This window comes from Micromonospora sp. NPDC050686 (assembly GCF_040654475.1).
In the GTDB taxonomy this organism is placed as follows: domain Bacteria; phylum Actinomycetota; class Actinomycetes; order Mycobacteriales; family Micromonosporaceae; genus Micromonospora.
The window spans coordinates 65,085-90,328 of record NZ_JBFAID010000021.1; the positions used below are offsets into that span (position 1 = coordinate 65,085).

Annotated in this window: 29 protein-coding genes and 1 tRNA gene; 17 read left to right on the forward strand and 13 right to left on the reverse strand. The window is 73.5% G+C overall.

From position 1 onward, the window contains the following. Window positions 1-16: 16 nt before the first annotated feature. Window positions 17-445 carry a Fur family transcriptional regulator gene (locus tag AB0H57_RS16360; protein ID WP_357507077.1) on the reverse strand — a complete coding sequence of 143 codons (429 nt, stop codon included), beginning with the start codon at window positions 443-445 and terminating at the stop codon, window positions 17-19. Window positions 446-626: 181 nt separating this feature from the next. On the opposite strand from AB0H57_RS16360, the gene AB0H57_RS16365 reads away from it, so the two are divergent. Then, window positions 627-1,109 (forward strand): DUF2231 domain-containing protein, encoded by a 483-nt coding sequence (locus AB0H57_RS16365; protein ID WP_357507079.1) that lies wholly within the window; start codon window positions 627-629, stop codon window positions 1,107-1,109. A 64-nt stretch (window positions 1,110-1,173) separates the two neighbouring features. On the opposite strand, the gene AB0H57_RS16370 is transcribed toward AB0H57_RS16365, so the two are convergent. Next, window positions 1,174-1,518, reverse strand: a complete 345-nt coding sequence (locus tag AB0H57_RS16370) for a hypothetical protein (protein WP_357507081.1) — start codon at window positions 1,516-1,518, stop codon at window positions 1,174-1,176. A 109-nt stretch (window positions 1,519-1,627) separates the two neighbouring features. Between AB0H57_RS16370 and AB0H57_RS16375 the strand changes: the two genes are divergently transcribed. Then, a complete protein-coding gene (locus AB0H57_RS16375; protein WP_357507083.1) occupies window positions 1,628-1,843 on the forward strand; it encodes a hypothetical protein in 216 nt (71 codons plus the stop codon). A gap of 5 nt (window positions 1,844-1,848) precedes the next feature. Here the strand turns inward: AB0H57_RS16375 and AB0H57_RS16380 are convergent, their stop codons facing one another. From AB0H57_RS16380 to AB0H57_RS16390, 3 genes are all read right to left on the reverse strand, one after another. Then, entirely contained in the window at window positions 1,849-2,364 is a 516-nt protein-coding gene (locus AB0H57_RS16380; RefSeq protein WP_357507085.1) for a flagellar biosynthesis protein FlgA, read from the reverse strand. A 359-nt stretch (window positions 2,365-2,723) separates the two neighbouring features. Then, entirely contained in the window at window positions 2,724-3,113 is a 390-nt protein-coding gene (locus AB0H57_RS16385) for an FmdB family zinc ribbon protein (protein WP_357507087.1), read from the reverse strand. A 40-nt stretch (window positions 3,114-3,153) separates the two neighbouring features. Further along, a complete protein-coding gene (locus tag AB0H57_RS16390; protein ID WP_357507089.1) occupies window positions 3,154-3,840 on the reverse strand; it encodes a 5-formyltetrahydrofolate cyclo-ligase in 687 nt (228 codons plus the stop codon). A gap of 81 nt (window positions 3,841-3,921) precedes the next feature. Between AB0H57_RS16390 and AB0H57_RS16395 the strand changes: the two genes are divergently transcribed. From AB0H57_RS16395 to AB0H57_RS16430, 8 genes are all read left to right on the forward strand, one after another. Then, on the forward strand, window positions 3,922-6,129 hold the full coding sequence (locus tag AB0H57_RS16395) for a diguanylate cyclase (protein ID WP_357507091.1): 2,208 nt from the start codon (window positions 3,922-3,924) through the stop codon (window positions 6,127-6,129). 9 nt (window positions 6,130-6,138) lie between these two features. Beyond that, the gene (locus tag AB0H57_RS16400) at window positions 6,139-7,092 is read left to right on the forward strand and encodes a UTP--glucose-1-phosphate uridylyltransferase (protein ID WP_357507093.1); all 954 of its coding nucleotides are present in this window, start codon (window positions 6,139-6,141) and stop codon (window positions 7,090-7,092) included. Further along, window positions 7,089-8,402 (forward strand): gephyrin-like molybdotransferase Glp, encoded by a 1,314-nt coding sequence (gene glp / locus AB0H57_RS16405; protein WP_357507095.1) that lies wholly within the window; start codon window positions 7,089-7,091, stop codon window positions 8,400-8,402. Before AB0H57_RS16400 ends, glp begins: the two co-directional genes overlap by 4 nt. 16 nt (window positions 8,403-8,418) lie before the next feature. After that, window positions 8,419-9,063: a GNAT family protein gene (locus tag AB0H57_RS16410; RefSeq protein ID WP_357507097.1), complete on the forward strand. Its 645-nt coding sequence runs from the start codon at window positions 8,419-8,421 to the stop codon at window positions 9,061-9,063. A gap of 181 nt (window positions 9,064-9,244) precedes the next feature. Further along, the gene (locus AB0H57_RS16415) at window positions 9,245-10,039 is read left to right on the forward strand and encodes a hypothetical protein (RefSeq protein WP_357507099.1); all 795 of its coding nucleotides are present in this window, start codon (window positions 9,245-9,247) and stop codon (window positions 10,037-10,039) included. Between the two features lie 133 nt (window positions 10,040-10,172). Next, window positions 10,173-10,246 (forward strand) — tRNA-Ala (locus AB0H57_RS16420). 891 nt (window positions 10,247-11,137) lie between these two features. Then, window positions 11,138-11,653 carry a hypothetical protein gene (locus tag AB0H57_RS16425; RefSeq protein WP_357507101.1) on the forward strand — a complete coding sequence of 172 codons (516 nt, stop codon included), beginning with the start codon at window positions 11,138-11,140 and terminating at the stop codon, window positions 11,651-11,653. A 132-nt stretch (window positions 11,654-11,785) separates the two neighbouring features. Continuing rightward, window positions 11,786-12,454 (forward strand): hypothetical protein, encoded by a 669-nt coding sequence (locus tag AB0H57_RS16430; protein ID WP_357507103.1) that lies wholly within the window; start codon window positions 11,786-11,788, stop codon window positions 12,452-12,454. Here AB0H57_RS16430 and AB0H57_RS16435 read toward each other — a convergent pair whose 3' ends face one another. Together AB0H57_RS16435 and AB0H57_RS16440 are read right to left on the reverse strand one after the other, a co-directional pair. Beyond that, window positions 12,455-12,847 carry a tyrosine-type recombinase/integrase gene (locus tag AB0H57_RS16435; RefSeq protein WP_357507105.1) on the reverse strand — a complete coding sequence of 131 codons (393 nt, stop codon included), beginning with the start codon at window positions 12,845-12,847 and terminating at the stop codon, window positions 12,455-12,457. Further along, window positions 12,742-13,647, reverse strand: a complete 906-nt coding sequence (locus AB0H57_RS16440) for an MBL fold metallo-hydrolase (protein ID WP_357507107.1) — start codon at window positions 13,645-13,647, stop codon at window positions 12,742-12,744. Before AB0H57_RS16440 ends, AB0H57_RS16435 begins: the two co-directional genes overlap by 106 nt. Before the next feature lie 89 nt (window positions 13,648-13,736). Here AB0H57_RS16440 and AB0H57_RS16445 point away from each other — a divergent pair, with 89 nt between their 5' ends. Next, window positions 13,737-14,117, forward strand: coding sequence for a MerR family transcriptional regulator (locus tag AB0H57_RS16445; protein WP_357507109.1), 381 nt, complete (start codon window positions 13,737-13,739; stop codon window positions 14,115-14,117). Window positions 14,118-14,245: 128 nt separating this feature from the next. On the opposite strand, the gene AB0H57_RS16450 is transcribed toward AB0H57_RS16445, so the two are convergent. Then, on the reverse strand, window positions 14,246-14,464 hold the full coding sequence (locus AB0H57_RS16450; RefSeq protein WP_357507111.1) for a hypothetical protein: 219 nt from the start codon (window positions 14,462-14,464) through the stop codon (window positions 14,246-14,248). After that, entirely contained in the window at window positions 14,461-14,937 is a 477-nt protein-coding gene (locus tag AB0H57_RS16455; RefSeq protein ID WP_357507113.1) for a hypothetical protein, read from the reverse strand. Before AB0H57_RS16455 ends, AB0H57_RS16450 begins: the two co-directional genes overlap by 4 nt. A 437-nt stretch (window positions 14,938-15,374) precedes the next feature. On the opposite strand from AB0H57_RS16455, the gene AB0H57_RS16460 reads away from it, so the two are divergent. The 4 genes from AB0H57_RS16460 (at window position 15,375) to AB0H57_RS16475 (ending at window position 18,830) form a co-directional block, all read left to right on the forward strand. Then, window positions 15,375-15,860, forward strand: a complete 486-nt coding sequence (locus tag AB0H57_RS16460; protein WP_357507144.1) for a hypothetical protein — start codon at window positions 15,375-15,377, stop codon at window positions 15,858-15,860. 78 nt (window positions 15,861-15,938) lie between these two features. Then, the gene (locus tag AB0H57_RS16465; protein ID WP_357507115.1) at window positions 15,939-17,165 is read left to right on the forward strand and encodes an MFS transporter; all 1,227 of its coding nucleotides are present in this window, start codon (window positions 15,939-15,941) and stop codon (window positions 17,163-17,165) included. A 306-nt stretch (window positions 17,166-17,471) separates the two neighbouring features. Continuing rightward, window positions 17,472-17,783: an NIPSNAP family protein gene (locus AB0H57_RS16470; RefSeq protein WP_357507117.1), complete on the forward strand. Its 312-nt coding sequence runs from the start codon at window positions 17,472-17,474 to the stop codon at window positions 17,781-17,783. A 156-nt stretch (window positions 17,784-17,939) separates the two neighbouring features. Next, on the forward strand, window positions 17,940-18,830 hold the full coding sequence (locus tag AB0H57_RS16475) for an aminoglycoside phosphotransferase family protein (protein ID WP_357507146.1): 891 nt from the start codon (window positions 17,940-17,942) through the stop codon (window positions 18,828-18,830). A gap of 137 nt (window positions 18,831-18,967) precedes the next feature. Here the strand turns inward: AB0H57_RS16475 and AB0H57_RS16480 are convergent, their stop codons facing one another. Beyond that, on the reverse strand, window positions 18,968-19,624 hold the full coding sequence (locus tag AB0H57_RS16480; RefSeq protein WP_357507119.1) for a 4'-phosphopantetheinyl transferase superfamily protein: 657 nt from the start codon (window positions 19,622-19,624) through the stop codon (window positions 18,968-18,970). Between the two features lie 226 nt (window positions 19,625-19,850). Between AB0H57_RS16480 and AB0H57_RS16485 the strand changes: the two genes are divergently transcribed. Beyond that, window positions 19,851-20,120, forward strand: a complete 270-nt coding sequence (locus AB0H57_RS16485) for a hypothetical protein (RefSeq protein ID WP_357507121.1) — start codon at window positions 19,851-19,853, stop codon at window positions 20,118-20,120. 77 nt (window positions 20,121-20,197) lie between these two features. Here AB0H57_RS16485 and AB0H57_RS16490 read toward each other — a convergent pair whose 3' ends face one another. From AB0H57_RS16490 to AB0H57_RS16500, 3 genes are all read right to left on the reverse strand, one after another. Continuing rightward, window positions 20,198-20,977: a peptidase gene (locus AB0H57_RS16490; protein WP_357507123.1), complete on the reverse strand. Its 780-nt coding sequence runs from the start codon at window positions 20,975-20,977 to the stop codon at window positions 20,198-20,200. Window positions 20,978-20,979: 2 nt separating this feature from the next. Then, window positions 20,980-22,260 (reverse strand): VWA domain-containing protein, encoded by a 1,281-nt coding sequence (locus AB0H57_RS16495; protein ID WP_357507125.1) that lies wholly within the window; start codon window positions 22,258-22,260, stop codon window positions 20,980-20,982. A 288-nt stretch (window positions 22,261-22,548) separates the two neighbouring features. Next, window positions 22,549-24,219: a phospholipid carrier-dependent glycosyltransferase gene (locus AB0H57_RS16500; protein WP_357507127.1), complete on the reverse strand. Its 1,671-nt coding sequence runs from the start codon at window positions 24,217-24,219 to the stop codon at window positions 22,549-22,551. 83 nt (window positions 24,220-24,302) lie between these two features. Between AB0H57_RS16500 and rsmI the strand changes: the two genes are divergently transcribed. Beyond that, entirely contained in the window at window positions 24,303-25,154 is an 852-nt protein-coding gene (gene rsmI, locus AB0H57_RS16505; protein ID WP_357507129.1) for a 16S rRNA (cytidine(1402)-2'-O)-methyltransferase, read from the forward strand. Window positions 25,155-25,244 lie beyond the last annotated feature (90 nt).

The following is a 25,244-nucleotide window of genomic DNA, read 5'->3' on the forward strand; positions in this document are numbered from 1 at the left end:
CCGGATGCCGCGAGGGTCAGCGGTCGGTGGAGCGGCGGGCCCGGCAGGCGGGGCAGAGGCCCCAGAAGGTCACCTCCGCCTCGTCGACCTCGAAGCCGCCCGCGCCGGCCGGGTCGAGGCAGGGCGCGCTGCCGACCGCGCAGTCGACGTCGGCGATCTCGCCGCAGCCCCGGCACACCACGTGGTGGTGGTTGTCGCCGGCGCGGGCCTCGTACCGGGCGGGGCTCCCGGCCGGCTCGATGCGGCGGGACAGGCCGGCCCGGGAGAGGGCGCCGAGCACGTCGTAGACGGCCTGGGTGGAGACCGAGTCGAGGCGTTCGCGCACCCGCCGGCTGATCTCGTCGACCTCCAGGTGCCCGCCACCGGCCAGCACGTCGAGTACGGCGAGGCGCGGCCGGGTGACCCGCAGGCCCCTCGACCGGAGCAGTTCCTCGCCGCTGGTCACGCGGCAATGACAGCACGCGGCCGACGGGGCGACAACCGACCCGGGGTCGGGGGTGGCGACGGCCACAGCGGCCGAAGACCGGCTGAACCGATCCGGGCGCCCGGGCGTGTAATCGATCGACGGGACCCATCCGTCGTACTCTGCTCTTCGCGCCAGCCCACGTCGACCATCGGAGGTGTCGGTGTTCAGGGAGATTGCCGGTCTGCCCGGCCACGTGCTGATCGTGCACGCCGTGGTGGTGCTGGTGCCGCTGCTGGCGCTGCTGTCGGTGGCGTACGGGGTGTTGCCCCGCTGGCGGTCGCGGCTCGGCTGGGCGGTGGCCGCGCTTGCGGTGGTGACCCCGATCTTCGCCTTCGTGGCCACCGAGTCCGGCGAGGCCTTCGAGGAGGCGCTGGCGGAACGCGGCTACCCGGCCGACGCCCTCCAAAAGATCCACGAGCATGCCGAGTACGGCGAGAACCTGCTCTGGTTCGTCGTCGGGTTGGCCATCGCCGCGCTGGTGCTGCTGGTGCTGACCAGCGGCCACCCCCGGGTGCCCCGGCTGCCCGGGTTCGCCGTGCCGGCGCTGACCGTGGTGGTGATCGTGCTGGCGGCCCTGTCGCTGCTCTACGTCTACTGGACCGGGGACTCCGGCGCCCAGTCGGTCTGGGGCAACACGCTGTAGACGGCGTTCGTCCGGCGCCCGGGCCGCCCGGAGTAGCCGCTCCGTCGGATCGGGCCGGGCGGAGTCAGCCGCGCAGGAAGGCCCGGGAGCAGAGCAGGCAGAGCAGCCCGAGCAGCACCACGCCGGCCACCGCGCCCAGCACCCAGGTGACCCGCTGGGCCTGCTGCTCGTCGGCGTCGAGCGCCGCCATGTCCTGGGGTGGCAGCCGCCGGGGCGGGGTGCCCTGCACGTGCACCGGCGGTCGCCAGCCCGGTGGGGGCGGGGTGGTCGCCGGCGGCCCGGCGTACCCGCCCGGCCCGGTGCCGGGGCCCGGCGGCCCGCCGGTCGCCGCGCCGGGGGTGCCGGTGGCGGTCGGGTCCGGCCGCCGCCAGTAGTCGTCGTCGGGGCTGGCGCCGCTGGGGGTCGTCACGCCGTCCGACGCTACCAACGCGCGACCCGGGCCGCCCGGATCCGCGCCGCCGGGCGGTGCCGGCCCGCCGCCGGACGGATCCGCGCCGGCACCCGGACCTCGGCTAGTCTTGCCCTTCGTGAGCAGCGAGGACCCCGGCACTCAGGCACCCGGCGACGATTATCCTGCGGTCGCCCGCGGCGACGACGACCGCGCCGTCGACCTCGGCGACGACTTCGTGGTGCTGCCCGAGCAGACGGCCGACGACACCGACCGGGGCTGGGGCGAGCACGGCGGCGGCAGCGACGAGTGGCTGCTGGCCGAGCGCCCGCCGCACTGGGGCTGAGCCGGTCAGCCGCGTACCACCACGGCGAAGCGGCTGCCCTCCGGCTGGCCGACGGCGCGCCGCGCCTGCTCCGGGGTGAGCGCGAGATAGAGCGCCGAGGAGCCGTCCGCCGCGCCCGCCCCGACCACGTCGAGCACCCGGGCGTCGGCGGCGACCAGCACCGCCTCGGCGGTCCGCCCGCCCGCCGGCACCACCAGCAGATCCACCCGGGCGCCCGGCCGGAGCACCGCCAGCGCGGCCGGCTCGGCCAACCGGACCGGTACGCCCACCGCGCCGGGCGGCAGCGGCAGCGCGCCGCCGGGGGACGGCTGCGGTACGGCGGCCGGCCCGCCGGCGGTGGTGGCGGGAGCCACCGGCCGCGCCCCGGGCCTGGCGGGAGCGGTCGGGCAGCCGGCCGGTGTCCGCAGGACCGCCGCCGCCAGCCCGAGCAGGGCGGCCACCAGCGTGATCCGCAACAGGGTGCCGCCCCGGGGCAGCCGTGGCCGGCGTACCGGCCGCAGCGAATCCGCACCGCCACCCATGCCGCCCCCGTTCGCCCCGCGTCGCCCCCGGGACCGTCGCAGCCCCGGGTGGCACGCTAGGGGTGGAGCGGTCAGCGCGGCGGGCCACCGGCGCCGGCCTGTGGACAACCGGGGCGGCTGTGGACAACGCCCGCGCTGCCCGATGATCTGCTATGCGTCGCCGGGTGCGACGGGATCTGGACCGGCCCGGTCCGCCGTACTCGCCGGAGATGGTCTCGGCGATGAACCGGGCCCCGGGACAATTCGGGCAACTGGCTGGTGCTGGTCGAGCCTCGGGAATTCACCCCGGAGGACTTCGCCTGACCGCCGGCGCGGGCCGGCCAGGCGAAGCGGAACAGGTTCCGGGCCCGGGACCGCCGTCAGGAGGCGGCGGTGCTGGCGGCCGGGGCCTTGCCGGACGAGCCGCCGGAGGACGAGCCGCCGGAGGACGAGCCGCCGGAGGACGAGCCGGAGCCGCCGGTGGCCGGGCTCGACGAGCCGCCGCCCGAGGAGCCGGACGACGTCGAGGAGCCCCCGGACGAGTCCGATTTGGCGCCGCCGGTGGCCGGGGTGCCCTTGCTCTCCGAGCCGGACGAGCGGGAGTCGGTCCGGTAGAAGCCGGAGCCCTTGAAGACCACCCCGACCGAGTTGAAGACCTTGCGCAGCCGCCCCTCACACGCCGGGCACTCGGTCAGCGGGTCGTCCGAGAACGACTGCACCGCCTCGAGCTGATGGCCGCACGTCGTGCAGGCGTACTGGTACGTGGGCACGTTCTCCTCCGGATCGTGGGTCGGCCTCTTGGCACTCGCACTATTCGAGTGCCAATGTTGCGTCATCGGACCCGGGTTCGTCCAGCGGAAGTGCCGGGAGCGACACCGGACCGGGGTCCAGCGGGCGCAGCCCGCCCGCCGGGGTGATCACCGCCCGCACCGGGCGGTCGTGCGGCTCGCCGGGCACGCGCTCGACCAGTTCGCCGTCGTGCAGCAGGGCCACGGTGGGCGTCGCCGCCGGCACCCGGGCCAGCGCCCGGTCGTAGGAGCCACCGCCCCGGCCCAGCCGGATCCCGCGCCGGTCCACCGCCAGCGCCGGCACCACCACCAGCCGCGCCGTCGAGACCGCCGCCACGCCGAGCCGGGGGCCGGCCGGCTCGCGCAGCCCGCGGCCCGCCGCCACCAGCGAGCCGGCCCCGGTGTACCGGGCCCAGTCCAGGTCCAGGTCGTCGCGGAGCACCGGCAGCAGCAGCTCGGCCCCCGCCGGCAGCGCCGCCCGCAGCGCCTCCGGCAGGTCCGGCCCGCCGGGCTCCGAGCCGACCGGGACGTACGCCGTCATCCGCGCCGGGCGCAGCCGGCGGACCAGGGCGGCCAGGGCGGCCTGCACCAGCGCGGCGGCGGCCGCCCGGTCGGCCGGGTCGAGCCGGTGGCGGTGGGCGAGCAGGTCCACCCGCGCCCGCCGCTTCGCCTCGTGGGCCGGTTCCGCTCCATCAGAAAAATCCGGCACGCAACACTCCTGACGCAACGTGGGTCCGCCGGTCGCCCTGTGTCAGCATCGCAGCATCGGGTGGAACTTCCGGGGGTTAGCGTGACGCTACGCGGGCGACTGACCGCCGCCTTCCTCGCGGTGGTGCTCGGCCCGGTGCTGCTCGGCGCCTTCTTCATCGGGTCCACGCTGACCGCCCTGGACCGGAGCCGGGCCACCGAGCGGCTGGGCCTCGCCGCGGCGGCCGCCCGGACCTCCGTGGACGCCCTCTGCCAGCAGCTGCGGGCCGCCGCCGACGCGGTCGCCCTGCACGCCGACCCGGCCGGCCGGTCCGCCGCGGCGGAGCAACTGGTCGGCCGCGGGCTGGCCGCCGCCGTGACGGTCACCGACGGGACCGGCCGGACCACGTACGCCACCGCGGGCGGGCCCGCCGCCCCCTGGTGGGACTGCTCGGGCGGCCCGGCGACCGCCGGTGCGGTGCCCGCGCTCGCCGCCCGGGTGGAGCTGCGCGACCGGGCCGGCGTCGGGTTGGGCACGGTGGCCGCCGCCCAGCCGGTCGATGCCGGGTTCCTGGCCCGGCTGCGGGCCGCGACCGGGGCCGGGGTCACCCTGCTCGACGGCGGTCCCGACCGGGTCGCGCAGACCACCGAGCCCACCGACGTACGCGACGCGGTGCTCGCCGCCGCGCCGGCCACGGTCGGGGACCGGGTCGTCGAGACCACTGACGGCCGGTACGTGCGCCGGGTCGGCCCGTCCCCCGACCAGCCGCTGCCGCTGGTGCTCTCGGTGCCCGGCGAGCGCCCGCCCGGCCGGTGGCCCGCGCTGGCCGGCGCGGTGCTGCTCGCCGCCCTGCTGGCCGTGCTGGTGGCCGGGCGGCTGGCCCGGGTGACCACCCGGCCGCTGGTCGAGCTGGCCGGCGCGGTGGACCGGGTGGCGCGCGGCGACCTGACCGCCCGGGTGCCGGTGCGCACCCGCGACGAGCTGGGCCGGCTGGCCGGCGCGTTCAACCGGATGGCCCGGGAGACCGGCACCTACGTGGCGGCGCTGACCAGCAGCCGGGACCAGCTGCGCGGGCACCTGGGGGTGCTCGGCGACACCCTGGCCAGCACCCACGACCTGCAACGGATCCTGCGGCTGATCCTGCACAGCGCGATCGCCACCACCGGCGCCCGGGCCGGCGCGGTACTGCTGCTCGACGGCGGCGGGGAGCTGGTCGGGCAGTGCGCCGAGGGCCTGGACGGGCGGTGGCTGCGGGCCGAACCGGCCGCGCTGCGGGTGCCGCTGGGCGCTGGGGTGCTCGGTGCGGTGGCCGCCACCGGAGTGCCGCGGCGCGGCCGGTGGGAGCCCGCTGCCGCGTCCGCCGGGGAGCCGCGCTGCGAGACGTACGTCGCGGTGCCCTTCGCGGCGCCCGGCGGGACCGACCCGGTGGGCCGGGTTGGCGCGGAGCCACCGGACGGCGGCGGCCCGGGCGCGGCGCTCGGGGTGCTGGCCCTCTACGACCGGCTCGGCGGCGAGGAGTTCGACGACGACGACCTGGGCACCCTGCGCACCTTCGCCGGGCACGCGGCGGTGGCGGTGGACAACGTCCGGGTCCACGAGGAGGCCCAGCGGCTCTCCCTCACCGACCCGTTGACCGGCCTGTGGAACCGCCGCTACCTGCGCGAGTCGCTGCGGCGCGAGGTGGAGCGGGCCAGCCGGTTCGGCCGGATGCTCAGCGTCCTCGCCCTGGACCTGGACCGGTTCAAGGAGGTCAACGACACCTGGGGGCACGCGGCCGGCGACACGGTGCTGGCCGAGTTCGCCCGCCGGGTACGCGGCGAGATCCGCGAGGTGGACCTGGCCTTCCGGCAGGGCGGCGAGGAGTTCGTGCTGCTGTTGCCGGAGACCGACGCCCGGGGGGCGGCGATCGTCGCCGAGCGGCTCGGCGCGGTGGTCCGGGACAGCCCGATCCCGGTCGACGGGCAGTCCGGGGCGCCGGTGCCGGTGCGGGTGACCGTCTCCATCGGCATCGCCGTCTATCCGGACCACGCCACCACCGGGCAGCGGGTGCTGGACGCCGCGGACGACGCGCTCTACGCCGCCAAGGCGGCCGGCCGGGACACCTACCGGGTGGCGGAGCCGCGGCCCCGGCCGCTGACCGAGGAGATCGCCGTACCGGCGGGGGCGGCCAGCCCGGCGGACGGCCTGCCCCGGGCCGGTGCGGCCGAACCCGGCCCGGCCCGGACCGATCCCGTCCGCCCGGCGCCGGCGCCGTCACCGGGCGGCGCGTCTTCCGGTCCTCACCCGCCGCGGCAGAGCCGTGGCCGATAGTCTCGCGACATGTCGGAGCACTCAGCGAACCCCTCAGCGGCTGCCGCCACCGGCCGCCCCCGTGCGGTCAAGGCCGTCATCCCGGCCGCCGGGCTGGCCACCCGATTCCTGCCGGCCACCAAGGCGGTGCCGAAGGAGCTGCTGCCGGTGGTCGACCGTCCGGTCCTGCAGTACATCGTCGAGGAGGCCGTCCAGGCCGGGATCAACGACGTCCTGCTGATCACCGGCCGGGGCAAGACGTCGATGGTGGACCACTTCGACCGCCGCCCCGACCTGGAGGAGCGGCTGGAGAAGAAGCCCGAGCTGCTGGCGGCCGTCAAGCGGACCGAGGACCTGGCCGCGATCTACACCTGCCGGCAGCCGGAGCAGCTCGGCCTCGGCCACGCGGTCGGGTACGCCGAGTCGCACGTCGGCGATCACCCCTTCGCGGTGCTGCTCGGTGACGAGTTCGTGAAGCAGTCCGAGCCGCTGCTGCCGGCCATGCTGGAGTTGCAGGCCCGCACCGGCGGCGTGGTGCTGGCCTTCTTCGAGGTCGACCCGGCCGAGACCAGCCGCTACGGCATCGCCTCCGTCGAGCCGGCCGAGCCGGAGTACGCGGACGTCGGCGAGGTCGTCAAGGTCACCGGGATGGTGGAGAAGCCCAGCCCGGAGGAGGCGCCGAGCAACCTCGCCGTCCTCGGCCGGTACGTCCTTCCCGGCCGGATCTTCGACGCCATCCGGCGGACCGAGCCGGGCAGCGGCGGTGAGATCCAGCTGACCGACGCGATGGAGATCCTGCGTACCGAGGGGGTGCCGGTGCACGCCATCGTCTACCGGGGCACCCGCTACGACACCGGAATGCCGCTCGGCTACCTGCAGACCGTGGTCCAGATCGCGGTCGAGCGCGAGGACCTGGGCGCCGAGTTCCGCAAGTGGCTCGCCGAGTTCGTCAACGCCGACGCGTCGGGCGGTTCCAGTACATGACCGCGACGGCCGACGCCGAGGCGGCCGCGAACGAGTTGACGCCGCTCGCCGACTACCTGGGCAGCGTGCTGCGCAGGTTACGCGCGCTGCCTCCGCTCGACCTCGACCTCACCCAGGCGTACGGCAACGTCCTCGCCGAGGACGTCGTCGCGCCGCACTCGTTCCCCGCCTTCGACCAGGCGGCGGTGGACGGGTACGCGGCCCGCTGGGAGGACATCTCCGGGGGGAGCCGGGGGCCCGGTTACATCCCGGCCCCCTCCGGAGCGCCCGGCGGGCGCAGCATCCGGCTCAACGTGGTCGGCGACCTGGGCGCGGCGAGCTGGCGCCCGGTCCGGCTCACCCCCGGCTCGTGCTTCTCGGTGGCCGCCGGGGCGCCGCTGCCGGCCGGCGCCGACGTGGTCGTCCCGGTGGAGTGGACCGACCAGGGCATGGCCGCGGTGGAGATCTTCCGCGCCCCCAAGCGGGGGTACGGCCTGCGCCGCACCGGTGAGGAGTTGTCCGCCGGCACGCTGCTCGCCGGCGCCGGCACGTACGTGTCGCCGGCGCTGGTCGCCGTCCTCGCCGCCACCGGCATCGGCCACGTGGTGGTCCGGCCCAGCCCGCGGGTGGTCATCGTGGCCACCGGCGACGAACTGGTCGACGTGGGCCGGGGCAGCCAACCCGGCCAGGTGGTGGACGCGAACTCGCACGCGTTGACCGCCGCCGCCGCCGAGGTGGGCGCGCTGGCGTACCGGGTGGGGATCTGCGACGACGACCCGGAGGGGCTGCGCGGCCTGCTGGAGGACCAGACCCTGCGGGCCGACCTGATCATCACCACCGGCGGCACCGGCACCGGGCCGGGCGACATGGTCCGGCGGATCCTGTCCCGGCGGGAGGGCACCCGCGCCGGGCCGGTGACCTTCACCGAGGTGGCCCTCTATCCCGGTACGGCCCTCGGATTCGGTACGGTCGGCGCCGAGGAGGTGCCGGTGGTCTGTCTTCCCGGTGATCCCGGTGCGGCGCTGATCGGCTTCGAGGTGCTGGCCCGGCCGGCGATCAACCTGCTGGCCGGCGCGGAACCGGTGTTCCGCCCCAGCGTGCGGGCGCACCTGCTGGAGACCATCACCTCGCCCGTCGGGCTGCGCGAGTTCCGCCCCGCCCACGTGGCCGAGCGGCGCGGCGGCGGCTACACGGTCCAGCCGCTGCCCGGCGGGCCGTTCACCCTGTCCGGGCTGGCCGAGGCGAACGGGCTGATGGTGCTCGGCGAGCGGGTCAACACGGCGGCGGCCGGTTCCACCGTGGACGTGCTCCTGCTGGACCGCCGTCGATGAGCCCGGCGGGACCGCGGTGAGTCTGTTGCGCCGGCCGCCGGGGTGGCCGGTGGTGCTCGCCGACGGGCCGGTGCTGCTGCGCCCGTACCGGCGGTCGGACGCGGCGGCCTGGTCGGAGGTGCGCCGGGCCAACGAGCGATGGCTCTCTCCCTGGGAGTCCCACCTGCCGGGCAGCTGGGCGGAGGTGAACTCGCCGGCCTCGTTCCGCTACGTCCGCAAGGACCAGCAGCGTTCGGCGCGTACCGGCGAGGGGATGCCGTTCGCGGTCTGCCTGCGCGAGGGCGGGCGGGAACGGCTGGTCGGCCACCTGAACGTGGGCAGCATCGTGCGCCGCGCGTTCTGCTCCGGCTACGTCGGCTACTGGGTGGACTCCCGGGTCGCCGGCCGGGGCGTCATCCCGACCGCGATGGCGCTCGCCGTCGACCACGCGTTCGGCCCGGGCGGGCTGCACCGGGTCGAGGTGAACATCCGGCCGGAGAACGGCCCGTCCCGGCGGGTGGTGGAGAAGCTCGGCTTCCGCGAGGAGTCGTACCACGTGCGGTACATGCACATCGACGGCGCCTGGCGTGACCACATCGGATACGCGATGACCAGCGAGGAGGTCGCCGGGGAAGGCGGCCTGCTGGCCCGCTGGCACCGGGTACGCCCTGGCGGGGCGTGACGCGTTCCCGACCGCCCCGCCCGGCGCGGCGCGCTGCCAACCGGGTCGGCGGCCCGTAACCTCAAGTAACTGCAAGCTGTGGCAAGCGCTGCCCACCCGTACGATCTGCGCCGCAAACGACGGTCAGCGGAAGAAGTTGCGGCCGAGTGGCGCTCGCCGAAGAGTTTCGGCGACGGGAGGGGTGAGGGTGCCGACCTCGGTGCTCCTCGCCGTCCTCGCCGCCGCCGGCCTGCTCGCCCTCGCTCCGGCGCTGGTCCGCCGGTACGACGCCACCGAGCGGCTGGTGGCGGAGCGGGCGCAGTCGACGGCGCGGGTGCTCCAGCGCCGCCGGCGGCGCCGTACTGTCCCGGGCCGCCGACCGGTCAATCCGGCGCGTGCGCTCGTTGTCACCCTGAGTGAAGACGTGGCTACTGGCGGTCTCTCCGCGCCGGTCTCCGGGCCGCCGGCCCCGCGTCGGCCGAGCCGGCTGCGCGCGGTCCCCCCAAGCGACCGGCGGTCCCGTCGACGGAACCCGCCACGGCGGCGTCCGCACACCCCGGCGGTCTACCGCCGGCGGCGGGTGCTGGCCGCGCTGCTGCTGCTCAACTTCGTCGAGCTGATCGGCGTGATCGCCGTCGGGCCCGGCTTCTGGATCAGCGTCTCGGTCACCGGCGCGCTGCTGCTGGTCTACGTCGGCCACCTGCGCAGCCGGGCGCTCGCCGAGCGGCGCCGGCGTCGGGCGCAGGCCCGGGAGGCCGCCTGGCTGGCCGCCCGGCAGGCCGAGGTGCGCCGCGAGCAGGCCCGCCGCGCGGCCGCCCGCCGGGAGGCGCAGCGCCGCCTGGCCGCCCAGCGCGAGGCGGTCCGGCGTACGGCGATGGGCCTGGACCGGCCGACGGACCTGCCGGCGGCGGCCAACGGCGGCTCGGTCTCCTACCGGCGCGCCGGTGGCCTGCGCGGGCGGGCCTACGAGGCGGGCCGGGGCTCGCACAGCGCCTGAGAACTGCGTCCCCTCGACGGGCAAGATCCCGTGTCCGGTGGGGCGATTCGCACGGCGGGTCGGTGACCTGTTAGCCTTGTCGCCGGCCCGCCTGGTGAAAGCCGGGCGGGATCGACGCTGGTACGCCAGCGGAGGGGCTGTGGCGCAGACCGGTAGCGCACCTCGTTCGCATCGAGGGGGTCAGGGGTTCAAATCCCCTCAGCTCCACCCAGTTCAAAGGCCGTTTCCCGTGGTGGGAGACGGCCTTTTTGTCTTGTACAGCAGCGAAGTACAGCAGTCATGCGAGCTGGGTCGCCAGGACGAGGTGGCCAGAGGGGGCTGCGAGGTGGGCTCGACCGCGAGTCTCTCCAGGTTGAGTCGCATCTTCCTAGCGTTCGTCTCTGAATTCCGCCTGGCCAAGGAGGCAAGCGTGCCGGGTTTCGGCGCGATGGTCGACCTTGACGGGTTCTGGATATATGATGTTTCCGTTCGGAACGGAACTAACTAATTACCCGAACCAAGTGACGGGGGTGAGGCGTGCGAACCTCACGCAAAGCTTCCCTTGATGCGCCGCCGGAGCGCGAGGTCGATGTCCTCCGCCGCGCCGTGGCACTCGTGGAGGATCGCCTGCCGCCTGGGTGGTCGATCCGCCTTGCTGGTCATGGGGTGGACCGCCGGATCGACGGTGTAGCCGAGTTAACCGCTCCTGATGGGACGCAAGCGGTCTTCTTCATTGAGGCAAAGCGCTCAGTCGTCACGAGCGATCTTGCTGCGGCCCTTGACCAACTTCGCTCCTACAGCCTGCCTCACATCGATCGTCCGGTGCCTATGCTCGCCGCGCGATACATCGGATCTTCCGCTCGCGCATGGCTAGAAGAACGCAGGGTTTCCTACGTTGACGCTACTGGGAACATGCACGTCCTGCTTGAACGTCCAGCGTTGTACCTGCGTGACAGGGGCGCTGATCGAGATCCCTGGCGTGGGCCAGGCAGGCCGCGCGGAACTTTGCAGGGGGCTCCAGCAGCCCGTGTTGTGCGTGCCTTGGTCGATATCGCTGAGCCCATGACCGTTCCGGACTTGATACGCCTGTCTGGGGCGTCGACAGGTGCGACGTACCGAGTGGTTGAGTTCCTTGAGCGCGAAGCGCTTGTTAGACGTGATGGACGCGGCCCGATGGTGGACGTCGAGTGGCGTCGAATCCTAGAGCGATGGAGCGAGGATTACGGTTTTCAGCGCAGCAACACTGTCAACTCTTACTTGAGTCTGCGAGGTCTGCCGGCGTTGCAGGAAAGCCTGCGGGAAGCCCAGGGGTTGCGCTACGCCTTGACTGGTTCTCTGGCGGCCCATCGCTTAGCACCGTATGCTCCCGCCAAACTAGCGATGGTTTATGTAGACGACGTAGACCAAGCCGCTGAAAGACTCAAGCTGCGCGCCGTTGATACCGGCGCAAACGTACTTGTCGCTCAAGGCAAATATGACGTCGTATTCGATCGACTGGTGCAGGATGACGGTCTACTTTATGTGGCTCCGAGCCAAGCTGCTGTCGATCTACTAACAGGTCCTGGGCGGACTCCTGCTGAGGGACAAGAACTCCTCGATTGGATGGAGAAGCATGAGCGGGCTTGGCGACGCTGACCTACTGGTAGCCGCACGTAGCGCGTTACTGGATGCACTGGAAGCCCTCCGTGAGCATGCCGACGCTGTGGTCGTAGTGGGAGCGCAAGCCATATATCTGCACACGGGGCCGCGCCGATCGCCTTAGCTGAGGTGACCAAGGATTGTGACCTTGCGCTCGACGCACGTGCGCTCCCGCAGGAGCCGTTGCTAGAGGAGGCCATGCGCGCAGCCGGCTTTCATCTCGATGTTCAAGCGCACCAGCCTGGAGCGTGGCTGAACCCCAAAGGCATTCCCGTTGACTTGATGGTTCCGGAAGCGCTTGCTGGGGGATCAAGTCGCCGCGCAGTGAAAATCCCACCTCACTCCAAAAGTGCTGCGAGGCGAGCGGTCGGATTGGAGGCTGCGGTCGTCGACAATGATGCGGTTGAAATACATGCGCTCGCCCCGGGGGACAGCCGGGTCTATACGGCCAATGTTGCAGGCCCTGCCGCTTTGCTCGTGGCCAAGTTGCACAAGATCGGCGAGCGCCAGGAAACGCCTAAGCGCCTTGTAGACAAGGATGCGCACGATATTTACCGTCTGCTCGTAGCCGTGCCAACTGGGCAGCTTGCTGCCAAGCTACGGGAGTTGCGGGCTGATGATCTAGCTGGACAAGTTACTGACCAAGCCCTGGGATTTGCTGCGGACCTATTCGCGGCAGGCCCCGATGCGCTCGGATCGGTAATGGCGGGTAGAGCTGAGGAAGGTATCGGAGATCCCCCCGTCGTTTCGGCCGCTGCTTCTGCTTTGGTTGAAGATTTGCTGGCTTCGGTCGGCTGACTACGGACAGGGATCGAGCCGCCCACCAAGTCGCTTCAAGGCGGCTTGGGCCGCCTCCGAGGTGGCTTCGCTGTAGATGTTCATGGTCAAGGCGATCTGGCTGTGCCGCAGGATCCGCATCATGTCCCGGGGGTGGACGTCGAGCGCCACCAGCAGGGTGGCGCAGGTGCGCCGGGTGGTGTGCACAGAGATCTCCCGGACGCCGGCCTTGCGGCAGCGGGTCTTGAACTTCCGGTGAAAGTTCCTCGGCTCGACCGGCGTCCCGAGGCGGGTGGTGAAGATCAGGATCAGGCGCTCGGATCGTGGGTCGGGATGATGCGGACCTGGTTCCGGACGGCGTGCAGCCGGTGCAGTGTACGGAAGGCTGCGTCGCGATCGTCGTCGACGAGCCACCCCGGGTACGGCGCCTTCTGCCGGACGTGTTCGATCTGCAGCCCGTGCCAGGCTGCGTCACCGGCGACCAGCACTGGTCCGTTGGGGGTACGCAGCAGGACACCGGCACTCCCCGGCGTGTGCCCGGCCAGCTCGACCATGATCACTGACCCGTCGCCGAGCAGGTCGTGACTGCGCTCGAAGGTGAGCACCGGCGGCCCCTCCAACTCGTAGCTGTCCAGCCGGCGGCCCTGCAGCGCGGCTCGGACGCCGCCTGCTGGTGCAGCGTCGCCGGACATCATCCAGTCCCGTTCCCGCTCCCGCACCATGACCGGCAGCCCGGGAAGGTCGAGCAGCCCGCAGACGTGGTCCCAGTGCAGATGGGTGGGTAGTGCGAAGTCGATCGTGTCGGCCGGAATGCCGGCCCGTTCCAGCGCCGTCGTGGTCGGCAGCACCTGATAGCGCGGCCGCACCGCCGGCCGCAACGTCCACGGCAACTCGCCGATCACCCGGTCGCCGACGTCGACACAGACCGACGGATCGAGCAGCACGGTGACCTCCGGATGCCGGATCACGTACGTGGTCAGGGCGTTGCCGACCTGGCGCGGTTTCCGGACGGCCTCGGCGATCAGTGGCGTCGGCACCGGCCGCACCGTCTGGTTCAATGCGATCAGCTCGACCTCGACATCCCCGCGCGGGAGACCGGCGTCGGACAGCCCGGCCAGGAAGCGCCGGTCGATCGGACGCGGCCGGATCAGGCGGTACGGCACCGCAGCCAGCGCACCGGCCGCCACCGTGGCCTGGCGGATCGTGTGGATCATGAGCTTCTCCCCTTACCCTGGCGCATCGCGCGCCATGGGTGGACCGTAGAAGTTCAGGTTGACCTGAAGTCAATTCGTAAGGAGCCTGCGTGACGACGTGGCGAATCGGAGACGCGGCGGCGCTGGTCAGCGTCCCGACCCATGTGCTGCGGCATTGGGAGGAGGTCGGGGCGCTCGAACCGGCCCGGCTTGCCAACGGGCACCGGATCTACGACGACGAGACGATCACGCAGGCGCGTCTGATCCGGCTCTGCCAGCGAGCTGGCATGTCACTGACCGAGATCGGAGACCTGTATCGCGGCGACGGTCAGCGCCGCGCCGCGCTGGTGCGTGACCGACGGAATCGGATCGCCGACCAGATCCGCCGACTACACGCCGCGCAGGACTTCCTTGATCACGTACTCGCATGCGCGCACCCGATGGTGTCGACCTGCCCCGAGTGCAGCAGCTTCGCCGCCGGGCGAAGATGACCAGGACACTCCAGTTGACCCCGACGGGTACCCCGGCGATCCGCTCAAGCCGGCAACTCGCCCTCATGGCACCGGGGACGCCCCGACGGGCCGCCACCAATGCCGGTCGTCGCCGACCCCCGCCGGCGTCAGTCGAACAGCCGGTCGAGCGCTTCCTGTTCGAGGTCGCGCCAGCGCTGGGCGTACTTCAGCGCCTTGGCGATCTCCTTCTCGTCGAGGTGGTGGGCGCCCTCCTCGCGGATGGACGCGACGCTGAACGGCCCGCCGACCGACGGCGAGGTCCGCTCCAGCGCCTCCAGCACCCGTACCACGCCCACCACGCCGTACTCGGCGGTGCGCGTGGTCATCCGGAAGTGGGACAGCAGCGCGCCGGCCTGCTGGGCCATGGGCGCGCCGGAGCCGATGGCGTGGAAGCCCACGTCCTCGTAGCGGCCGATGAGCCCGTTGGGGTTGATCTCCACGACCCACCGCCCTGGCTGTAGCCGGCCGCGAGCAGGTACGCCGACACCCCGCCGCCGCCGTCCTCGCCGGGCAGGTCCGGGATGTAGTTCTCGTAGTGCTTCTTGAAGACGGGCAGGACGCGCTCCTGCAACTCGCCGCCGATGTCGGGTGCTTCGAGGATGGCGGTGGCCGAGTCCTGGAGGAGGGGGCGCAGGTCGTTGAGTACTCCCCGCGGGCCGCTGCCGCCCCAGGCGGCGCAGGAGCCCAGCGGGTGAAGCTTCTGGGCGGGGAAGCTCAGACCGCGGTCGCTCTCGGTGATCTGGGAGTCCGCGCCGATCACCACCCCGTCGCTGCAGACGACGGCGAGTACGACGGTCATGCGGTCCTCCTGGGCAGGGGTACGGGGGTCGGGCGCGAGGTACCCGGCGTCGCGCCTGCCTACACCCCGACAGGTGTCGGCCCGTTCGCTGCTCCGGACGAGAATCCCGTCCTGCCCGCGCAGGAGGGGACTCTCGGACGGCAGCTAGGCCAACAACCGGGCACCCACCCTGGCAGCGCGGTGAGGCAACTTCCCCAACGGGGTTCGGCCCGGGCCGCCGGCGCGGATGACGGTGTTGCTGAATCGAGCTGTGGGCGGGGGACCACCCGTTCGGCGGGAGCCCGGCGTCATGGGGCCTCGGGGAGGTCTTCGCCGTGACAGGGGGTGCGTTCCTCGGCGGGGCCGCGCTGCGGCACGAGTCCCGCGCCGGGCGCTGGCGATGATCGCAGAAGGAAGGGTGTAGGCGGTCGCGTTTGTCAACGTACTGTTGACGGGTGATCCCTGAGGTAGAGGTAGCTCAGTTGGCCGAACTCGGCGACACCCGGATCCGCCTGGACGAGCAGGAGCTCGATCTCATCGACCGGGCGCGCCATGCGGGCGCCACCTGGGCCGAGATAGCCGCCGCGCTGGGCCTGGGCAGCCGGCAGGCCGCCGAGCAGCGCCGCCAACGCCTCGCGGCGGCCCGCCGGTCGAGACGACGGCAGCTTGATCTCGGCTACTCCGACCGCATCGCGGTGCTGCGCGGGGTGCTCGCCGATCTCCAGCGGTGGTGCGACGCGGACCGTGGGTGGGACGGCCGGTTCCCACGGGCGGCGCTGGTGCGCCATACGACGGCGCTGGCCCTCGACGCCGCACCGGGCTCGCTGTACGCGTTGGCGGCGCACCTCGCCGAGGACCTGGCCGGCGCCGGGCGGGAGCGGCTGCCCCTGCCGGTGCGGGCGGTGGCCGATCGCCTGGCGACGGCGCTGTCAACAGAAGATTGACGCAGTCTCCACGGTATTGCCGTCGACGCTCTCAGGATCCGAGGATGTGAGTCGTCCCGGCTCAAGTGTGGAGGACTCGTGCGTCGCAACCCTGGCCTGTTCGTGGCGATCTCGCTGGTGTCGGGCTTCGGGAGCAGCGCCATGTCGCTGGTGTCCGGCATCTGGATCCTCGACCTCACCGGTTCCAGTGGCCTCGCCGCGCTCGCCCAGCTCTGCGTCTACGCCCCCGTGCTCGCCGGGCCATGGCTCGGCGGCGTGCTCGACCGGGCCCCCCGGCGACCGCTGATCATCGGGGTCAACCTCGCGCTCGCCGCCGCCCTGTCGGCCCTGTTCGCCGTACGGGGGCCGAGCGACGCATGGCTGATCTTCGCCGTCTCGTTCGCGTACGGCGTCAGCTACGTGTTGATCGACGCGGGCGAGACGGCCCTACTGCCGTCCGCGCTCTCCGCCGCCGAACTGGCCGATGTCAACGGGTGGCGGTCCAGCGCCCAGGAGGGCATGAAGTTGGTCGCCCCGCTGGCCGGCGCAGGCCTCTACGCGTGGCGCGGTGCCCACCCGGTCGTCGCGATCAGCGCGCTCATGCCGGTCCTGGTCGCCGGCCTGTACGCCACCCTGCGGCTGGCCCAGCAGCCGCCCGCACCGCCGGTCGAGCGGCGGCACGACCTGCGCGCCGGGCTCGCCGCCGTGTTCGAGCGGCCGGCGATCCGGGTGCCCGTTCTGCTCGCCGCCGTCTCGATCTCGATGTCCGGCTTCGCGACCGCCGGCTTCTACGCGGTGGTCACCAGAGAGCTGAACCTGCCGGCGACGTTCCTCGGCGTGCTGGTCAGCGCCCAGGGCCTCGGCTCCATCCTCGGTGGACTCATCGTCGGCCGCCTCATCACCCGGCGGGGCGCGACCGCCATCGCGGTGGCCGGTACGGTCCTGTTCGCCGCCGGCTGCCTGGGCCGCTGCCTGCCCTGGTGGCCCGGCACCGTCGCCGCGTCGGTGGTGGCGGGCGTCGGCCTGCCGTGGGCGCTGGTCGCGGCGGTCACCACGATCCAGACGCACACCCCGGCGGAGCTGCTCGGGCGGATTTCCGGAACAGCCAACACCGTGATGTTCGGGCCCATCGCCCTCGCCATCCCGCTCGGCGCCGCGGCCGTCCAGCTCGGCAGCGCCACGCCGCTGATCGCTGCCGCCGCGTTCTGCCTCACCGCCGCGGCCGTCGCCGCCCGCCGGCCGATCCCGCCCGAGCGAGAAGAACGGGACGGGAGTTCCGGCGACCCCGTCGTCCCGCCCGCGACCGTCACCGGGGGCCATCCCTGAGCGGACGACTGCACCTGCGCCCCGTCGCCCGGCCGGACGCCCCGCGACTGGCCACGTTGCTGGGACAACTCGGCTATCCGGTCGAAGCGTCGGCAGTGGACGAGCGGTTGAACCACTGGCTCGGCGACCCGGCGAGCGTACTCATCGGCGCCGACCTCGGTGGGGGGCTGGTCGGAGTGGCGCCCATCGGCTCTACCGACGGCTGGGATTCCAGGACGCCTGCGCGCGGTAGGCCCGCTTCGTGAAGGCCCTGCGGTGAGGTCGTGCCGCCCCGGCCGAACCGATCCCGGCCCGTAGGGTGAGCCAATGATCACCTGCGTGGTGCACTACACCATCGACCCCGGGCAGATCGAGGCGTTCGAACGCTTCGCGCGGGAGTGGATGCGGCTGGTCGCGAAGCACGGCGGGGTGCACCACGGCTACTTCCTGCCCGCCGAGGGGGCCAGCGACCGGGCGGAGGCGCTGTTCAGCTTCGAGAGCCTGGCCGCGTACGAGCGCTACCGGGCCCGGTTCGGCACCGACCCGGAGTTCGTCGCCGCCGACCGGATCCGCGACGAGTCGGGCTGCGTGCTCCGTTACGAGCGCACCTTCATGCGCCCCCTCCTCCCCACCGACTGACCCGTGCGCTGCGGGTGCCGCCGGCAGATCTTGGACACCTACCGTTCGCGCGGAACGGTAAGTGCCCAAGATCGCGGGTGATCTGGCGGCGAGGAGTGGGGGCCGGCGGGGAATTGTGTTGTCAGGGGCGTGCCGGTCGCCCAGGGTGGCGGCGTGATGATGCATGAGGACCAGGTCGAGCTGACCGGGGAGATGGCCAGGCGGCTCGTTGACGACCAGTTCCCGCAGTGGCGGCACCTGCCGCTGCGCGCGGTCGAGTCCGACGGCACGGTGAACGCGATCTTCCGGGTCGGCGACGAACTGGCCGCGCGCTTCCCGCTGCGGGCCATGGACCCGGCCGAGGCGCTGGCGTGGCTGACGGCGGAGGCCGACGCGGCCCGGGAGTTGGCCGGGTGCAGCCCGGTGCCGGTGCCGGTGCCGATCGCGCTGGGCGCCCCCGGGCACGGCTTCCCGCTGCCGTGGAGCGTGCAGACCTGGCTGCCCGGCCGGGTCGCCACCCTGGACGACCCGGGCGGCTCGTTCGCCTTCGCCCAGGATCTCGCCGACTTCATCGCCGCCCTGCGGGCGGCCGACACCCGGGGCCGCCGGTTCTCCGGCGGTGGCCGGGGCGGGAACCTGCCGGATCACGACGAGTGGATGGAGACCTGCTTCCGGCAGAGCGAAGGGCTGCTCGACGTCGCCCGGCTGCGCCGGCTCTGGGGCGAGCTCCGTACGCTGCCGCGCACCGGACCGGACGTCATGTCCCACACGGACCTGATACCGGGGAACGTGCTGGTGCGCGACGGGCGGCTCGTCGGCGTACTCGACACCGGCGGGTTCGGGCCGGCGGACCCGGCGCTGGATCTCGTCGCCGGCTGGCACCTGCTCGACGGGCCGCCCCGCGCGGCGCTCCGCCGGGCCCTGGGCTGCGGTGACGTGGAGTGGGGGCGCGGGATGGCCTGGGCGTTCCAGCAGGCGATGGGGCTGGTCTGGTACTACGCCGAGACCAACCCGCCGATGAGCCGGCTGGGCCGGCGCACCCTGGACCGACTGCTGGCCGAGGGCTGAGCCGCCGCGAAACGCCGCACCCGCTCGCGGGTCGCCGGGTCCGCCTCGCGGTCCAACGAACGCCGCCTTCGACGGCAGAAGCCACCCGGCGCGTTACCGGCCATCCGGACCGGCGCGGCCGGTGCGCCTTGGCCGGGTCAGTGGTGTGGCAGGACGGCGGCGGTGCGGACCAGCCCGTCGGCCACGGCGAAGTGCCCGGTCAGCACCGCCGGTGGGCGCAGCGCCGCGGCGGCGTCCAGCCGGGCCGGGGCGATCCGGGCGGTGAAGGTGCCCGCCGCCGGGTCGAGCTCCACCAGGGCGTCGAGGAAGTCCAACCAGCCCCGCACGATCGGGTGCCACACCTTGTAGACGGTCTCCTTGGCACTGAAGATCACCATCGGCCAGGAGGTGCCGGCGGGCAGCCGGGCACAGTGTTCCTCCTCCTCGGGCAGGCAGATCACCCGGCGTACCTCCGGGCTCAGGGTCTTGTGCCGCTCGGCGTCCATGCCCACGGACCGGACGTCGGCGGACCGCGCCGCCGCGGCGGCGCAGTAGTCCCGGGTGTGCGTGATCGCGCCGACCACCCCCGCGGGCCAGACCGGCGAGCGGTCGGCCGCCGCCGGTACCGCGGCCGGCGCGAGGCCCAGCGTGGCCATCGCCCGCCGGGCGCAGACCCGCCCGGCGGTGAAGTCCCGCCGCCGGCTCGCCACCGCCCGCTCGCCGAGGCAGGCCCGCTCGTCCGGCAGCAGCTCGCCGGCCCAGTCCGCCGGCCCGGCGACCGCCACGGCGACCGCCGGCGGCAGCAGGTCACGCATCGCCGGCACCCCTCGGGTACGCCCGCGCCCGGTCCCGGCCGGCGGTCCGCCGGGCCGGGATCCGCCCGGCGGTCAGGGTGGGGAGGGCCATGGCAGGTGAACGTACCGCACGCATGTAACGCCGGAGCGTCGCGTGACGCCTCTTGGTCGACACCGGCAGGGTTGCCTCCATTGTCGAGGGACGGCTCGAGCCGGCGTCGACGAGCCAGGCGCGAAGGGGAGTTGCATGACCGCAGGCGCGGAACCACCCGGCCGACGGCCCGACGAGCACGTCCCGGTGACACCCGGGTGGAGCTGTGATTCCTGCGGCGAGGACTGGCCCTGCCCGCCGAAACGCGAGCGGCTGCTGCGCGAGTACGGAATCGACCGCGCCTCGCTCAGCGTCTACCTGGGTTCCTGCCTGGCGGCCGCGGCCGAGGACCTGCGCGGGGCTTCGATGCCGGTGCTGCGGACCCGCTTCATCGGTTGGGTGCCGCGCGGCCCGCGCGGCGCCTGACGCCACGGCCGGGGCCGCTGCCGGTTCGGCCGGGCCCCGGACTCCGGCCGGCCGGAGTCCGGGGACGCGGAGGTGGGTCAGAGGCGGCGCGGGCGGCGGGTCAGCGCGAAGCCGACCACCCCGGCCACCGCGGCGAGGATCCCGCCGGCCGTGGTCCAGACCCACCGCGAGCCCGGCTGGGGCAGCCAGCCGGTGAGGCCGGTGCCGGTGTTCTCGGCGACCGGCGCCGGGGTCGGTTCGGCGGTCAGCACCCTGCCGGCCCGGTTGTCGGCGGTCAGCGACGCCTTCAGTTCGCCGTCCTCGGCCGACGACCCGCCGTGGCCGGTGGCGGAGAGCAGCAGGTCCACCTCGACCGGCAGGCCGAGGTCGGGTTCCGGCAGGTTCACCACGGACAGCCGGACGTAGTAGGTGCCGGGCAACGGGTCGGCGGACCACGCCTCGGCCCACGGCCGCACCTCGGGCAGCCGGCAGCCGAGGGTGACGCTGTCCGCGGCGGCGTCGACCGTCGGGGTCTGCGCCCCGGCGGTGCAGGCCTGCCGGCGGCGCAGCCCGTCGAAGACGTCCACCGACCAGGTGGACGGGCCGGTGCGCGCCCGGGGGAAGGAGACCGTGGCGGTGATCTCGTGCACCTGGCCGGCCCCGGCGGTGAACGACCAGTAGAGGTGGTCGCCGGTGGACGCGCCGACCCGGACCGGCTGGCCGGCGGTGATCGGGGTGGCGGTCAGGAACGCCGTGCCGGCCTTGGTGACGGTCTCGGCGCCGGGCGAGGGGGTGGGCGCGGCGCCGGCCGCGGTGGCCGGCAGCGCCAGGCCCCCGGCGGCGACCAGCGCCGCCGCGGCGATCGACAGGGTACGCATCCTCAGTTCTCCCTCCAGGTGGCGACCCACCAGCGGGTGAGCAGCCCGGCGAGCAGCCCGGTGAGCAGCCCGGCCACGGTCAGCAGGGCGAGCAGCAGCCAACCCCGGCCCAGGTCCGGCCCGGTCGGCGCCGGGGAGGCGGCGACCACGCCGATGGTCAGCTCCAGCGGCATGCCCGGCTTGGCCTCCGTGCCCGACCGGGGGGCGAACGCGTTGCTCACCACCAGGCAGACGACGTCCGGCTCGACCAGGGTGCCCGCGCTCGGTCGCGGCGACGGTGAGGCGGACGCGTCGGACCAGCGCAGCCCGGTGGAGATCACGTCGGTCCGGCCGCTGCCGGCGTCCACGCCCCGGACCAGTTCCCGGCCGTCGCCGGTGGTGGCCCGCAACAGAATGCCGTAGTCGGGGCGTACCGGGCGGTCGAGGGCCACGCTGACCGAGGCGCGCAGCTCCTGGCCGGGCGGCACCGGCACCCGGTACCAGCGGTGCGCGGAGAACTCCTGCCGATCGGTGTAGACGCCGGGGGAGAGCAGCGGGGCGCCGGCGCAGCCGTTGGCGCCGTCGACCACCGTCGGCGCGGCGGTGTACGTGTCCTTGGCCCGGTCGACGAGCTGCTTGATCCGGCCGGTCAGCTCCTCGGCGCTCTCCGCCGCGGTGTACGTGCCGCCGGTCGCGCCGGCGATGCAGAGCAGCTGCCGGCGTACCTTCGCGTCCGGTGCCAGGCCGAGGGTGTCCACCACCAGCCGGGTGCCCTGGGCGGCCAGCTCCCGGGCCACATCGCAGGGGTCGGGCGGGGCGCAGGTGTCCTCGCCGTCGGTGATCAGCACGATCCGCCGGGCGGTGGCACCGGTGCCGAGATCCTGCGCGGCGGAGCGCAGCGCCAGCCCGACCGGGGTGAAGCCGGTCGGCCGCAGGGTGGCCACCGCCGCCTTGGCCTGCGTACGGTCCACCGGGCCGACCGGCACGATCTGCTGGGTGTCCAGGCAGCCCTGCTTCTTGTCCTTGCCCCGGTAGGTGGCGCCGAGGACCCGGATGCCGAGCTGGGTCTCCTCCGGCAGTGCGTCGACCACCTCGTTGAACGCCTGCTGGGCCACCGAGATCCGGCTCCGGCCGTCGATGTCCCGGGCCCGCATCGAGCCGCTGACGTCGAGCACCAGTTCGACCTTCGGCGGCTCCGCCGCCGGCTCGGTGGTGTCGTCGGCCGCCGCGGGCGGGGGGCCGGTCAGCACGGTCGCGGCCAGCAGTCCGAGAAGGACGACCGTTGATCTTCTTTTGTTGATCACCGGGCGAAGTGTAGTGAGATCCACTTTGGATGATCATCGGGGGCGGCCGGCCGTCGCTCGTGTCGGACGGTGGTCGGCGGATGGCGTACGGTCATTTCCTGGTCGTAAACCTCTTGACGGGTGAGGTAGGCGTCAGAAATCTGACTTAACTCGACCCGTTGTGCCGGTGCTGCATCCGTGGTTAAGCTTTTCGTGCGCGCCCCAATCGCCCGCTTCCCCCGTGGCAGGCGATCGGGGCGCGCGTCTTCGTATCTGCCAACCCCGGGTATCCGCCGGCCCCTGGGCGGATCAGATCCAGCGGCCGTCCAGCCACATCCGCGCCGACCACCCGTCGTACGGCAGCACCTGCCCCACGAAGACCGGGTAGAAGTACGCGAAGCAGAGCGCGACCAGCAGCAGGTACGCCCCGGCGATCACCCCGCCCACCAGCCGGCGGTCGTAGCCGTCCTCGGCCGAGACGGCCGACGCGCCGGCCGGCGAGATGATCGCGCCCAGCACGTAGACCACGGCCAGCACCAGGAACGGCAGCACCGGCGCGGCGTAGAACGAGAACATCGTCCGGCCGTCCAGCGCGAACCAGAACCAGGGCAGCAGCCCGGCCGCCACGGGGAGCAGGATCGCACCGGCCCGCCAGTCCCGGCGGGCCGCGCCCAGCCAGGCCAGCCCGGCCAGCGCCGGCAGGAACGACCACCAGAGCAGCGGCGTGCCGAGCAGCAGCACCTCCGACGCGCAGCTCGGCGCCCCGCAGGCGCCCACCCCCGACCAGTAGAACGCCACCGGCCGGCCCAGCAGCAGCCACTGCCACGGCCACGACTGGTACTTGTGCGGGTCGTCCAGCTGCTTGTGGAACCCGTACGCGGCCTCGTGGTATTTCCAGAGGTTGTACAGCGGGTTGTCGCTCAGCCCGCTGTTCGGGTAGCGCGCGGCGTCCCGGTAGTAGCCGATGTCGGTCAGCAGCCAACCCGACCACGTGGCGACGTAGGTCAACACCATCAGCACGCCGGCCACGGCCAGCCAGGGCAGCTCGTCGAGCAGGGCGTCCCGCCACGGGCGGCGTACCCCGGCCGAGCGGCGGACGCCGACCTCCCAGAGGATCACCAGCAGGGCGAACGCCGGGACGAAGTACACCGCGCTCCACTTCACCGCGCAGGCGCAGCCGAGCAGCACCCCGGCGACCAGCCGCCACCACGGCCAGTCCCGCCATCCGTTGGCGGGCCGGCCCGCCCGCCCGGGGGTGGCCGGATCCAGCCCGCCGGCCAGCGCCCGCGTCCAGCGGCGGCGGCGCGCGTCCCGGTCCAGCACCAGCGCGCCGAACGCGGCCAGCACGAACAGCAGCAGGAAGATGTCGAGGATGGCGGTGCGGGACAGCACCAGGTGGAAGCCGTCCAGGGCGAGCAGCAGCCCGGCGGCGCAGCCGAGCATGGTGGACCGGAACAGCCGCCGGCCGATGCGTACCAGCAGCAGCACCGACAGCGTGCCGGCGATCGCCGCGGAGACCCGCCAGCCGAACTCCGGGGCGGTGGTCATCAGGTGCCCCGGCACCGAGATGCCGCTCTCCGCGTCCTGGTAGCCGAAGGCCCACTCGCCGAGCCCGATCAGCCACTTGCCCAGCGGCGGGTGGACCACGTACGACGGGCCGTTGTCCTTGTAGCTCCACTCGACGCCCTTGTCGACCAGGCCCCAGGCGTCCTTGGCGTAGTACGTCTCGTCGAACACCTTGCCCGGCGGGTGGCTGAGCCTGAAGAAACGCAGGATCGCCGCGATCGCCACCACCACCCCGGTGGCCAGCCAGGAGTGCAGGGCCAGGCCCGCCTCGACGGTCGCCAGCCGGCGGCGTACCACGGCGGGGACGCCACCGCCGCTCGCCGCCGGCGGCCGCCCGGCCCCGGGGTCACCCGCCGTCGCCTCCGGGCCGGCCGGGTCCGTGCTCGCGCTCTGCGCTGTCGACGCACTCGTCACCCGGCGATCGTAGGCTGCGGAGGTGCCCGGTGGCGTACGTCGTCCCCGAAGCCGGGACCGATCTCGACGAAGGAGTGCCGCCAGTGGGTGCTATGTCCGAAACCGGCCGCCTGATCCTGCTCGGCGCGCCGCTCGGCAACCCCGCCGACGCCTCCGCCCGGTTCCGGGAGGTGCTCGCCGCCGCCGACGTGGTCGCCGCCGAGGACACCCGCCGGCTCACCCGGCTGGCCCGGGACCTTGCCGTGTCGGTGCCCGGCCGGATCGTCTCCTACTTCGAGGGCAACGAGGAACGGCGTACCCCGGAACTGGTCGAGGTGCTGGCCGCCGGCTACACGGTCGCGCTGGTCACCGACGGTGGGATGCCCAGCGTCTCCGATCCCGGCTACCGGTTGGTCCGCGCGGCGCTCGACGCCGGTTTCCCGGTCACCGCGGCGCCCGGGCCGAGCGCGGTGACCACCGCGCTGGCCCTGTCCGGCCTGCCCTGCGACCGGTTCTGCTTCGAGGGGTTCCTGCCCCGCAGCCCCGGCGGCCGGCGTTCCCGGCTGCGCGCCCTCGCCGCCGAGGAGCGCACGCTGGTCTTCTTCGAGGCCCCGCACCGGATCACCGGGGCGCTGGCCGATCTGGCCGCGGCCTTCGGCGCGGACCGTCCGGCCGCGCTCTGCCGCGAGCTGACCAAGACGTACGAGGAGGTCGTCCGCCGGCCCCTCGGTGAGCTGGCCGAGTGGGCCGCGGCGGGTGAGCCGCGCGGCGAGATCACGCTGGTGGTCGCCGGGGCGCCGGCGACGCCGGCAGAGCGGCCGGACGACGACGCGCTGCGCGCCGCGGTGGCCGAGCGGGAGGCCGCCGGGCTGTCCCGGCGGGACGCCATCACCGAGGTCGCCGCCGGATACGGGCTGCGCCGCCGCGAGGTCTACGGCCTCGTGCACGAGGTGTAAGACATCCCAGGACGTACGAGTGTCAAGTAGCGGGTTCGGCGGTGTGGTGTGGCCAGGCGGTCGTCTCGTTGTAGGGCGTGCCGGTTTTGA